General features: G+C 34.5%; 10 protein-coding genes and 1 pseudogene. 2 read left to right on the forward strand and 9 right to left on the reverse strand.

What is annotated here, in order from left to right; translation table 11 throughout:
• Nucleotides 1-8: 8 nt before the first annotated feature.
• Entirely contained in the window at nucleotides 9-473 is a 465-nt protein-coding gene (locus tag ACH0B5_RS00835) for a sporulation delaying protein family toxin (RefSeq protein ID WP_479680904.1), read from the reverse strand.
• Between ACH0B5_RS00835 and ACH0B5_RS00840 the strand changes: the two are divergent.
• Both ACH0B5_RS00840 and ACH0B5_RS00845 read left to right on the forward strand, forming a co-directional pair.
• Nucleotides 471-1,262: pseudogene (locus ACH0B5_RS00840) on the forward strand (sporulation-delaying protein SdpB family protein); the annotation flags it as partial. The gene ACH0B5_RS00835 and the pseudogene ACH0B5_RS00840 overlap by 3 nt on opposite strands.
• Nucleotides 1,263-1,285: 23 nt before the next feature.
• Entirely contained in the window at nucleotides 1,286-1,678 is a 393-nt protein-coding gene (locus tag ACH0B5_RS00845; RefSeq protein WP_406927277.1) for a thiol-disulfide oxidoreductase DCC family protein, read from the forward strand.
• Nucleotides 1,679-2,335: 657 nt separating this feature from the next.
• Here ACH0B5_RS00845 and ACH0B5_RS00850 read toward each other — a convergent pair.
• The 8 genes from ACH0B5_RS00850 to lplA form a co-directional block, all read right to left on the reverse strand.
• The gene (locus tag ACH0B5_RS00850; protein ID WP_318241022.1) at nucleotides 2,336-2,806 is read right to left on the reverse strand and encodes an S-ribosylhomocysteine lyase; all 471 of its coding nucleotides are present in this window, start codon (nucleotides 2,804-2,806) and stop codon (nucleotides 2,336-2,338) included.
• A 142-nt stretch (nucleotides 2,807-2,948) separates the two neighbouring features.
• Nucleotides 2,949-4,940 carry a S9 family peptidase gene (locus ACH0B5_RS00855; RefSeq protein WP_122970847.1) on the reverse strand — a complete coding sequence of 664 codons (1,992 nt, stop codon included), beginning with the start codon at nucleotides 4,938-4,940 and terminating at the stop codon, nucleotides 2,949-2,951.
• Between the two features lie 157 nt (nucleotides 4,941-5,097).
• Nucleotides 5,098-6,648, reverse strand: a complete 1,551-nt coding sequence (locus tag ACH0B5_RS00860) for a fatty acid--CoA ligase family protein (RefSeq protein ID WP_406927278.1) — start codon at nucleotides 6,646-6,648, stop codon at nucleotides 5,098-5,100.
• 188 nt (nucleotides 6,649-6,836) lie between these two features.
• Nucleotides 6,837-8,768, reverse strand: a complete 1,932-nt coding sequence (locus ACH0B5_RS00865) for an FtsX-like permease family protein (protein ID WP_122970849.1) — start codon at nucleotides 8,766-8,768, stop codon at nucleotides 6,837-6,839.
• Nucleotides 8,740-9,516 carry an ABC transporter ATP-binding protein gene (locus ACH0B5_RS00870; RefSeq protein ID WP_122970850.1) on the reverse strand — a complete coding sequence of 259 codons (777 nt, stop codon included), beginning with the start codon at nucleotides 9,514-9,516 and terminating at the stop codon, nucleotides 8,740-8,742. Before ACH0B5_RS00870 ends, ACH0B5_RS00865 begins: the two co-directional genes overlap by 29 nt.
• A gap of 27 nt (nucleotides 9,517-9,543) precedes the next feature.
• Nucleotides 9,544-10,521, reverse strand: coding sequence for a sensor histidine kinase (locus ACH0B5_RS00875; protein ID WP_122970851.1), 978 nt, complete (start codon nucleotides 10,519-10,521; stop codon nucleotides 9,544-9,546).
• Nucleotides 10,521-11,225, reverse strand: coding sequence for a response regulator transcription factor (locus tag ACH0B5_RS00880; protein WP_122970852.1), 705 nt, complete (start codon nucleotides 11,223-11,225; stop codon nucleotides 10,521-10,523). The genes ACH0B5_RS00875 and ACH0B5_RS00880 overlap by 1 nt, the downstream gene beginning before the upstream one ends.
• A 165-nt stretch (nucleotides 11,226-11,390) precedes the next feature.
• Nucleotides 11,391-12,383 carry a lipoate--protein ligase gene (lplA, locus tag ACH0B5_RS00885; protein WP_406927279.1) on the reverse strand — a complete coding sequence of 331 codons (993 nt, stop codon included), beginning with the start codon at nucleotides 12,381-12,383 and terminating at the stop codon, nucleotides 11,391-11,393.
• Nucleotides 12,384-12,419 lie beyond the last annotated feature (36 nt).

Consider the following 12,419-nt stretch of genomic DNA (forward strand, 5'->3'; position numbering starts at 1 on the left):
AAAATGCCCTATTTTCCCGATTGTTCTGTCAACATATCCAATGTTTCTACAGCTGCTTGTTCAATAGCATACGCCTGTTGAACGGAACTTGATGTATATGCAACATATTTCCATATACCTGTTGTAATTGCAGCCCCAGTTTGTAGAACTACGCCCTGAACACCGCCAACATATAAGTATACGCCTGCTACTACAACTAAAACGCATACTGTTGGACCACATGCTTGAGGTGTAACTACATCTTCCTCAGTTAATACCTCTGTTTTATTTCCGCTATCTTCGGCATAAGAAACAATTAACTTTTCTCCCTCTGCTAATGTCTCAACCAGTTTATTTGGGTCCTTATTTTCAATAGAGCTTTTTAGCTCATCAAAATATGTAGGATCCACTTCCTCGATGTACTCAACAATAGCGACGGCAGCTTTCTCCCCTTCTTTTGATTTTGCCTTTTTGGTGACGTATCTTGCGAATATTTAACTGCTCCTTCTGCATTTTGTGTTGCTGACCATTTTAACATTTCTCTAGAATTAATTAGATTTTTAATGATCCTCTGCCTCTTTATTATCGCAAGTGGCTGGAGACCCCAATATACCGGTATTATTCATTGGTATATAGCATATACCCTTCAGTGGTCAGCTACTACAATAGACGGTGGAGAACAGATAAATACCGTCCTTACTTTTTTGTTAATTCCAATCACACTTTTGGATAGAAGAAAGAATCATTTTTACAAAACTGTTGAAAATTGTAACAATTTTTATAGCAAATATATAACTTGGCTATTTATGATATTAATAAAAATTCAGGTGGGTATTATATATCTTAATGCTGCTTTAGAACGATTAAAAAATCCTGAATGGGCAGATGGAACTGCACTATATTATTTCTTTAGTGATCCAATTTTCGGCTTACCTCCTTATCAATTAAATGTATTAGAACCATTATTAAATAGCCCATTCATTATTCTGGTAACATGGGCAGTCACTGTTTTCGAATTGTTTTTGGTTATCTGTATGTTTGCTTCAAGTCCACTTAAAAGATTTGGACACAATTTAGGGATTATTTTTCACATTGGGATTATTTTTACGATTGGGATTGTAACTTTTGGAATCACAATGTGTGCAGCTGTTATATTGTATTTAAGACAGTGGAATAACGAATATTCATTTACAAAAGTAAAAAAGACATTGAAAAAATATATTAATTTGAAAAACACTAAACGTTTCTTTGTAGATAGTTCAGGACGGAGTATCTTTAAGTAAAAAATAAAAAAGGATTGAAAAAAATGAGCGGGATTATTTTATTTGATGGGGATTGTAACTTTTGTGATTGTGCAGTTCAATTCATAATTAAAAATGATAAAAAAGGCTATTTTAAATTTGCATCATTACAGAGTAAAATCGGGATTTGTTTATTAAATAAGTATAGTGCGCCACATGATATTGATAGTATTTTTCTGTTGGAAAATAATAAATATCATTATAAATCTTCTGCAGTACTTCGAATTTGCAAAAATTTAAAAGGATGGTATAAGACGGGGTATATATTGATAATCATCCCTAAACCATTAAGAGATTTCATTTATAATATTGTTGCAAAAAACCGCTATAGGTGGTTTGGTAAAAGAGAAACTTGTATGATTCCTTCTCCAGAAGTTCGCAAACGTTTCTTAGATTAATATGGACTAAATGGAGATTATATTTTTTCAAGAAAAAAGCATAGTTCTTAACAATTAAAGAACGGTCACAGAGTATCGAAATATACAAATTATTACCAAACTTTAATGTTACTTTTTGAATTTTTTTAATTTTAATACTAATTTTACATCAGTTATTTGTCAGAATATGATTTACTGAATAAAAAAATAATAGACAAAGTCGTCGAAAGCGACTTTGTCTAGAGTATAAGACCAGTCTTTAATAATTAAGGAAAGGCTGGTCATTTTAGTTTGTTATTTATTTCACTGATGACATTTTGAGTTTAATATAGACTTGGGATAATTAATTTGTAAATACCAGGAGATAGGTCTATTTCATCTTCATCGAAGAATCTCTCTTTTTTAATGGGTGTATACTTTGGATTTTACTACAACCATTCATCTTCCTTATATCAAATTTTGATTCATTAAATAAAAAAATGTTATAAAAGTGTTCGATAATATATTAGCGACACTAAGGAAAAGAATAGTTCTCAAAAAGAACAGTGTTTGCTAAGTTAAAAGAATCAGTAATAAAGTAAAAACAACAAAATTAGTAGCAAAATTTGAGAATTAAACTCAGATTGTAGACAAACTAGAATTTTCAAGTTTGCCTACAATCTGAAGTAATAATTTTTCTTATTGTTCCTCTTTAAAAACCGTTGACCATTCGCTGCGTTTTTCTAACATTTCTTTTGCAAGATTTTGGGCACCTTCTAAACTATGGTTTGCTGCCCAGCCACATTGCACTTCATTACAAGCTGGAACTTCCGTAGCGTTAACAACATCTTGTAATGTCTTTTCTAAAATCGTTAACACTTCTTCATAGTCATCATGGTTAATCATCGTTAAATAAAAACCTGTTTGGCATCCCATCGGACTCATATCGACTACAAAGTCCGTATGGTTACGAATATTTTCTGCCATAAGGTGCTCTATTGAGTGAAGAGCATCCATTTTCATATGTTCTTCGTTTGGTTGTTTGAAACGGACATCATATTTACGGACAACATCGCCATTTTGCCCTTCCTTAATCCCGGCAAGTCTTACATATGGCGCTGCCACTTTTGTATGATCTAAATTGAAACTTTCAACATTCATTTTTGGCACGATTTTATACCTCATTTCTAATTTCCTTGATTGTAAACGAGCAATCATGAATAGTAGACGGATATTCAACTCTCATTTATCTATACTATTTTACAGGTTTGGCTTATTTCTGTCACTGGTGACAACACCATTCCTTCAAATTTTATAAATAGTTTTTAAACCATGTAATAATTTGAGTTAAACGCTCGATTCGTAGGCTCGGTGTACCTGTACGAGATAAGTTATGATTATTGTCAGGGAATCGAACGAAACTCGTTTCTTTCCCCATCGATTTTAATGTAATAAATAATTGTTCGGCTTGTTCAATTGGACAGCGGAAATCCAGTTCACTATGCAATATTAATAACGGTGTTTCAATATTATTCGCGTATTTTAATGGAGAATGATGCCATAGCTTTTCTGGATCTGTCATATCGGCACCAATTTGCCACGGTGTAAAATAATAACCAATATCAGAAACGCCAAAGAAACTAATCCAGTTAGATATGCTTCGTTGCGTTACCGCTGCTTTAAAACGGTTCGTATGACCGACAATCCAATTTGTCATAAATCCACCGTAAGAACCTCCTGTAACTCCTAGGCGTTCTGCATCAATCCAAGAATGCTCGCGAAGGACTTCATCCAAACCAGCCATAATGTCTTCATAATCTCCTCCACCATAATCACCGCGCACTGCATCAACAAACGTTTGACTATAGCCATGGCTTCCCCTTGGATTTACATAAAGTACACCGTAACCTTGAGCTGCTAACAGTTGCATTTCATGGAAGAATGTATTGGCATACATCGTATGAGGACCACCATGAATTTCAACAATTAATGGATACTTTTCCCCATCTTTAAATTGGCTAGGTTTCATTAACCAACCATGGACAGATACATCATTTGTACTTGTGTAGTAAAAGGATTCTGGTTTTACAAGTTCAACTTCTTCTAACCATTCATCATTAAAGTGCGTGATTTGATTTCGTTCGCCCTTCGCAATATCAACTTTATATAACTCCCCTGGGGAAACAGGATTCGATACACAAACTAATGCAATTTGACCATTTTTGTAAATGGCATAATCATATGCGTGCTCCCCTTCTGGTGTCGCAGGATAAACAGCCCCATCTAAACTTGCATAATATAATTGAACATCCCCCGTTGTAGAAAGTTGGAAATATAAGTCGTTGTCTTTCGTCCAAACTACATCTGGAGCTGCAACCCCTTGCTGAACATCGGCAACAGCATAATCACCTACAGGGCTATCAATGCTTTCTGTTAAATTTTGAGTTAACTCAGTCTCCGTATCATAAATATACACGTTGGAGTGGGTCGCGTTTTTATAAGTTGCATCGCTTCCAACATAGGCTATATATCTACCATCATATGAATATTTTGCCCCGCCATAGTAACCTTCCTGGTCTACTAATACCGTTCTGTTTTTCGTTTCAACATCTACAATAAATAATCGATTATTAAATTCGTAATCAGGCTGATCATGATGTTTTATACCGATAATAAGTTTTTTTCCGTCAGGAGAAATATCATTTAAAGAGTAAGAATCTTTCCCTTCTGTAAACTGTTGAATGGAGTTATCTTTTAAAGAAACAAAGCCAATTTGGGAGGAAACCTTTTGTTTAACAAGCCCATGTCCCTTTACCCCATCCATTTTATAACGCATTTTGTGTACAGTATAAGCTTCTAGTTTTTCCTTTTCTTCCTCTTTTTTCACCTTTTCAGCAAAGGTTGCCCCTTCCTTCAAGCTACTCGTAAACCATATTTTTTCCCCACATGGTGACCATAAAAATGATTGGATTCCTTCTTCAAGGTCTGTTATTTTTTTTGCTTCGCCACCACTTTTATTTATCATATAAAGTTGATTTTTTTCATTACGATTGGAAATGAAGGCAACTTGTTTTCCATCTGGTGACCATTTAGGATTTGAAATTCGTTCCTTTTCAAAAGTCCATTGAACGACTTCATTAGAATCTACATTTACATAATATAAATGGTTAAAATATTGATCCTCTTTTTCATCAATAAACGTATTAAGAAAGACAGCTTCCTTTTCTGTCGGAGAAAATTGTGGGTTTGTAATGGACTGAATTTTAAACAAATCCTCTTTTTTCAGCTTTCTTTTTGTAACCATTTGTTCCACCATCCTTTTCAATATTTCGATTTCCGTAATATAAAGTTTATCACGACGACCATTTATGTCAAACTATTTTTAATTATCAAAAATATAGAATCTAATAGAAAATAAAAAAGATTATCCCCCTTATTGGAGATAATCTCTTTCCATCTATTTATTTCGCTCTCTCAAATTCTTTTAAGGAACGGCGTAATATTTTCCCTGTCGAATTTTTCGGTAGTTCATCTAACAGCTCGATTACAGTCGGAACTTTATATTTCACAAGACGATTGGAACAATACTGTTGTAATTCTGCAATAGACGTATTATTTTCTTTTAATACAACATAGGCATGTACTGCTTCTCCTAAATTGGAATCAGGCATACCGACGACTGCCGCTTCTAACACATTCGGATGAGAGAATAATACTTCTTCCACTTCACGGGGATACACATTAAATCCGCCCACAATAATCATATCTTTTTTCCGATCGACAATATAGAAGTAATCTTCTTCATCCTTTTTCGCCAAATCACCAGTATATAACCATTCACCACGAATCGCATTATACGTTTCTTCTGGCATTTTATAATAGCCTTTCATCACATTCGGACCACGAACAATTAATTCGCCTACTTCTCCAACTGGGACCTCATTTCCATTTTCATCAACAATTTTATTATCAACATTTGGAATGGACATCCCAATCGATCCAGCTTTACGTTCCCGATCCAATGGATTGAAACATGTTACGGGTGAAGCTTCTGACAAACCATAACCTTCTGAAACGCGTACTTTAAATTTCTCTTCAAAATTATAAAGAACTTGAACAGGTAATGGTGCCCCACCTGAAACGGCTAGACGTAAGTGTGAGAAATTTTCCGTATTGCCATCAAATTGATAAAGAAAATTGAACATTGTCGGTACACCTGCAAATACTGTTGCCTGTTCCCTTCCAGCAAGTTCATAAATTTCACTTGGACTAAATTTTGGCGCTAATAGTACCGTAGCCCCTTGAAGTAACGGCGCATTGACAACAACCGTTAAGGCAAACACGTGAAATACAGGTAGAGTAGCAATAACTCGGTCATCCGGATTCATTTCTAAATAATGCCCAACATCCCGTGCGTTGGAGTACAGGTTGCGATGGGTTAACATAGCTCCCTTTGGATAGCCCGTCGTTCCTGAAGTATATAAAATAATTGCCACATCATCCTCTTCCACATGAACTGGATCTATGGAGGATGTAGCCTCCCCTAGTACTTCAGAAAATAAAAACGTCTTTTCCTTTGCTATTGAAGAAAGGGATTCTATTCGTTCCTCTATATTCAATGATGTTTCACAAATAATGTACTTTTCTACCTGTGGTAATACGTTTACCCCCGCTTCTACGAATGGTAGTAAACTATCAAGGGCGATGACTACTTTCACATCACCATTTTGAATAATGTACGATATTTCTTCCTGCGTATACGTTGGATTTACTGGTATTGCAGTTGCTCCGATTCGCATTGTCGCATACAACGAAATTAAAAAATGTGGAGTATTTCCTAATAAAAACGCCACATGATCTCCCTTTTCCACCCCAAGTTGTTGTAATGCCCATGCAAAACGACTTACTGTTTGTTCGAACTCACCGTATGTAGTGTCACTCCCTAAAAAATGATATGCACGTCTTTCGGGTTGTTCTAATGCTGTTTGTCGAACACGTTCAACTAAATTCAAAACACCCTTCCCCCTTTGCGCTTAACTCCCTTTTGCTACGAAATTGACAAAAGGGAGATGAAAATGAATTACTATTCATTTTCTAAATATTATAAATTATTTATATTAATAAAACAATCTATTTTAGTATTTTATTACATTTTTCTCTTCGAAAACGAAAAATTATTCTACTAATAACATTTATTTTGTTAATCTCGAACATGAGCTAAATAGCGCCATCGAATTAAATAAAAATAAATAAGTTGCAAAAGGATTAATAGGCTAAAGGAGATAACAACTTCTTTAACAATTGATATATTAGCAAAATCTCTCAATAAATTTTGCAGCGTAAAGAATGCAAAAAGACTATGGAATAGTGCAACACCCCATGGTAAGAAAAATTGAGGTAATAGGTGTTTCGTAACAAGGGATTTCAGCTCACTATTGGAGATCCCCATACGTTTTAACACATCGAATTTTTTCTTATCAGCTTCTAAATTCGTATGCAATTTAAAGTAAATAAAACTACCTGCTGCTAATAAAAAGACTGCTGCTACTAGTAAGCCTACTAAAGTAAGTAATGAATACGTAGATAAAAGATACGAATAATTTAATCCTGCATTTTCAAAATAATAAGGTAAATGATATTCATCTTTTAAATACTCCTTCGAAACCTTTTGTTGAATATTAAATCCGACTTCATTCGCTTCAATCCACTGGGGAATATCGAACGTATATAAATGATACCCTGGTTCTACTTCAGGGAATCCACTATATGGATGTACTAGTTGTTTAAAATCTTCATCACTAATAATAATGGCATTTAAACCAACGATAGTTCTTGGAAAGATTAACTTTGGATATACTTCGTCAATATGGATAGGTACATTGTTTTCAACTAAAACAGTGTCTACTGTTCGTTTGGCCAATTTCTTAATCGAATCTTCCGAATAAGGAATAAACATTCCTTCCCCCTTCGATAAGTTAATTAACGGATAGCCATAAGAAAATAATAAACTATTAATATCAGACTCACTAAAAACTTCCACTTCATAATTGGTGAAAGATGATGTCTGCTTTAACACAGTAAATTGGGTAAGTTGATAAGATAATCCTTTATGCTCTAACTCCGATACGATGGATTGAATATGTTTATGTTCATACGGATTATCGATATGCCCTTTATAAATTAACCCTAAAGGATTCAGTTTATCGTATTGGGATGTATAAGATGAAAAAGCAGCAAGCAATCCAATCGATAAAAAGGCTAATGTAGATACCATCGTCATAATAAAGTAAATTTTTCCGTTGTTTTTAAAAATAAACGTCTGTTCTGCAATCGGTAGCATTCGGGATTTTTTCCAATAAAGACTTTTTCTCCCCTTTACCCTGGCAAAGAAATATTGGGTCGTATGGGCGAAAAAGTAATACGTACCAATCGTAATAAAAATCGGAATTAATACTGAAAAAATTTCGAAGGTTCCCCGTGTAGTAAGAAGAGCTAAACAGTAGCTCAAAACGATGAAGATAAGCCCAAGTATCGCTTTGTTTTTCGTATAGTCCACCTGTATTTCAACACTTTTTGGTCCATTAAATACATCAATAATATTTTTCTCCGGTGCAAAATGGAAACAAAATAACGAAATAAAAATGAAAGCACTTAAATAAACACCAATCGTTAATAAAAATGGTTCCCATGAAAGATAAAGGGGTAGATCTTCCAAAAATAAAATTTCCCGGACAATCATAAAGAAAAATTTAGAAAAGGAAAATCCAAAAATAATCCCTAACACAATAGAAATGGAGCCGATAATAATCGTCTCCAAAAAAATGAGCTTCGAAAGCTGTCTTCTCTCCATCCCTAAGTGAAGCAAAATCGCAAATTCTTTCGATCTAGCTTCTAAAAAAGCTTTCATCGAATAGAAAATAAAAAACCAAGAAAACAGCACTAAAATGATTTCAGCAATGACCATCCAAAGAATTGGGACATTCCCTAAAAAGCCATTCTCCGTTGCGGGATGGAACATCAGCATCGAATATATAAAGAAAACAAATACGGAAAAAAAGCTTGCCATAAAGAAAGCGGCATAAATTCGAATATTTCGTATCACATTACGGTAAGCGAATTGATGAAAGGTCACCTACTTGTCCTCCCCCTAGTAAGCTCAGCACATTTAGTATTCGTTGGAAAAATGTTTGGCGTCTATCATCCCGATGAATTTCATTGAAAAATTCACCATCTTTTATAAATAACACCCGATCACAAAAACTCGCGGCAATTGGGTCATGGGTAACCATAATAATTGTTGCCCGTTTTTCTTCATTGATTTTACTTAACAGCTCTAGCACTTCACGGGAATTATTTGAGTCTAAATTCCCTGTCGGTTCATCAGCTAAAATAATCGTAGGCTCATGAATTAACGCCCTCGCAATAGCTACCTTTTGGGCTTGTCCACCGGAAATTTCATTCGGTCTTTTATGTAAGTAGGAAGTTAAATCGAGCCTTTTAGCTAAATTTTTCAACCTTTCTTCCATCATCTCTACCGGCTTTTGATCGAGAGTTAAAGGTAAAATGATATTTTCCTCTACCGTTAACATAGGCAACAAATTAAAATCTTGAAAAACAAATCCTAGTTCCCTTCTTCTAAAATAGGCTAGTTCATTTGGACTTAAGCTTTGTGGCTTCATATCATTGAAAATAATTTCACCGGAAGTGGGACGATCAATCGTCGAGATTAAATTTAATAACGTGGATTTCCCGCTACCTGAGGGACCCATTACAGCTAAAAACTCCCCTTGCTCCACATCAAAGGAAAGCTGATTTAATGCTCGATTCGTTACTTTTCCTTCATATACTTTTGTTACATCTTTCACTTGTAATATTGGCATTGTTCCATTCCCTCATATCAAATAGTATTAGAAAGTTAGTATGATAGTCGTTCCTACCCCTACTTCAGATTCAATCAATAATTCGTGCCCTAATTTCTCACATATTTCCTTCGCTAAATATAATCCCATCCCCGTAGATTCGCCGGTTTTACGCCCGTTTTCCCCTGTGAAAAAGGCTTTCGTCACTCGGGTCAAATCTGACTTTGGAATACCTATTCCTTCATCTTTTACGGTTAACGTCACTTTCGATTCATTCTTTGTTGCGGACACGATGATGCGTTTATTTTGTTCAAATGTATACTTCACGGCATTTGTAATAAATTGACCTAAAATAAATTTTAACCATTTCGAATCACTGGCAACCGTTAAATCTTCATCAATATGGGTTTCTGGAAAGACTCGATTTGTTATAAATAAACGTTTGTTGTCGTTTATAGTTGCATTGACGATTTGTTTTAAGTTTACTTGTTCGACTTGCATATCATCTTCGAACTTATCGAGTCTTGCATTCATTAACACCATTTCCAGTCCACGTCTTAACCGTTCTACTTCCTCCTGGACACTGTTTTTATCAAGAGGGCCATCTTCTTGCAACAACAACTCCAATACGGCAATAGGTGTTTTCATTTGATGAATCCATTGGTTTAAAAACTTTTCATGTCTTGTTTGAGTGGCATACAAAGCTTGTACTTCATGTTGATACACTCGATATAGTTCTTGTAAAAATTGTTCCGTTTGAAAATGTTCCGGGGATTTAGCGTTTTTCTGTAGGGCGTCTTCCATCGTGAAAGGTAATTGGGTAATCTTATTCAAATATCGATGACGGAAAAAATAGCGAACTCCTAAATAGGAAACCGTTAATATTAAACTAATAATAATTGTATAGATAGCGGTATTAATATTTCGAAATCCATCCAACCAATAAACGGATAATATAAAAAGAACGATAAATAGCTCAAAAACTACTAATGACCAATTATCCTTTATAAATAACTTTAACCCCATTACATTTCCTCCGCATTCAACACGAAACGATATCCTGCCCCACGAACCGTTTCAATGACCGAAAGAACGCCGTAATCAGCTAATTTTTTTCGAACACGGGTCATGTTAACGTTCAACGTATTTTCATCGACGAAAGTTTGGTCATCCCAAAGTTCTTCCAGCAATTTTTCCCTTGATACGACTTTTGGAGATTGACCCATAAGTAAATCTAAAATAATACATTCTTTCTTTTGCAACGGAATTTCAATTTCCCTTAAATGCAATTCCATTCTTTCTAAATAAAGGGTTAACTGTCCTAAAATGATTGTTCGTTCTTCTTGTCTAGAAGAATATTCACCATATGTTCTTCTTAAATGACTTTTAATTTTCGCTAAAACAATTTCATAATTAAAAGGCTTTGTAATAAAATCATCCCCGCCATTTTCTAAGGCAAAAATTTGATCCATTTCCCCAGAACGAGCTGAGATGAAAATAATTGGACACTTTGTATATTGTCTTAACTGTCGGCACCAATAATAGCCATCATAAGATGGTAAATTAATATCTAACAAAATGATGTGGGGTGCAAATGCATTACATTCCTCCACGATTTCATCAAAATTTTGTACTATTTCTACTTCATATTGGTATTTTCTTAATGTATCTGCTAAAAGGGAGGCGATTTTATGATCGTCCTCCACAATGAATATTCTTGTGTTTACCATACCCATTCCTCCGTTATATTTTGGAATGCTTAATTACTTTATTTTATCAAAAAGTCAAAGGGTCATAAACCTGGAGCTATTCTTTTTTCTAAACGTTTCGATTACAAAATAAAAAAGATGCCCCTAAACATAGAAGGAGCACCTTTTAGCCTTGAAAAACTAGTATTAATAAATTAATTTTAAAAACTCTTCCCTTGCAACACCACCGAAATAATGGGGAATATCAATTGATTCTAAAGCATCATCAATGCTTGTCCGATCATACTTTGTCCCAATTAAACGTTGTTCAATTTCTGCAACATCACCTACACCGAAGAAGTCTCCGAAAATTTTAGCTTCTTCAATAATTCCTTTGTTCACTTCTAAACGGATATCGATACTTCCTGAAGGGAAGCGATTCGTTTTTTGAATGTTAAAACGTGGTGATTTTCCATAATTCCATTCCCATGTTTGATAACGTTCTTTTGAAATTTGGTGGATTTTTTCCCAATCTTCATCGGTTAAATTGTAATATTGAATGTTTTCTTCTCCGCCGAATATCGATTTTAAAATTTCCATTCTAAACTGTTCTACTGTCATTGGTTCTTTTAAATAATCAGAAATATTACCAACTCGAGAACGAACAGACTTAATACCTTTTGACTCAATTTTATCTTTTTTCACTTTTAACGCGGAAGCAACCGCATCCACATCTGTATTAAACAATAATGTTCCGTGACTAAACATGCGACCTCTAGTTGAATATTGGGCGTTCCCCGATACTTTACGACCTTCTGCTAAAATATCATTGCGACCAGATAATTCAGCATTTACACCAAGTTTCGCAAGGGCATCTACTACAGGTTGTGTAAACTTTTTATAGTTGTGGAAGCTATTGCCATCGTCTTTTGTTAAAAAACTAAAGTTTAAATTGTTTAGATCATGATAAACTGCCCCACCACCAGATAAACGTCTTACTACAATAATTCCATTTTCTTCTACATAGTCTGTATTGATTTCCTCAATGGTGTTTTGATTTTTCCCAATAATAATGGAGGGCTGATTGATATAGAACAGTAAATAATCGTCCTTTTCTATATCCATATTTCTTAAAATATATTCTTCAATGGCTAAGTTAATACGAGGGTCTGTAATCCCTTTATTATCGATAAAATACATAGCTTTTCACTCCTCTTCAAATACATTTACTATTTT

The sequence above is a fragment of the Ureibacillus sp. 179-F W5.1 NHS genome, from assembly GCF_045369345.1.
Taxonomy (GTDB): domain Bacteria; phylum Bacillota; class Bacilli; order Bacillales_A; family Planococcaceae; genus Ureibacillus; species Ureibacillus halotolerans.

What these genes read in the sequence shown, in the direction of transcription:
- ACH0B5_RS00870 (WP_122970850.1), bottom strand. Translation starts at nt 9,516, where the DNA reads ATGCCAATATTACAAGTGAAAGATGTAACAAAAGTATATGAAGGAAAA.
- ACH0B5_RS00845 (WP_406927277.1), top strand. Translation starts at nt 1,286, where the DNA reads ATGAGCGGGATTATTTTATTTGATGGGGATTGTAACTTTTGTGATTGT.
- ACH0B5_RS00875 (WP_122970851.1), bottom strand. Translation starts at nt 10,521, where the DNA reads ATGGGGTTAAAGTTATTTATAAAGGATAATTGGTCATTAGTAGTTTTT.
- ACH0B5_RS00880 (WP_122970852.1), bottom strand. Translation starts at nt 11,225, where the DNA reads ATGGTAAACACAAGAATATTCATTGTGGAGGACGATCATAAAATCGCC.
- lplA (WP_406927279.1), bottom strand. Translation starts at nt 12,383, where the DNA reads ATGTATTTTATCGATAATAAAGGGATTACAGACCCTCGTATTAACTTA.
- ACH0B5_RS00855 (WP_122970847.1), bottom strand. Translation starts at nt 4,940, where the DNA reads ATGGTTACAAAAAGAAAGCTGAAAAAAGAGGATTTGTTTAAAATTCAG.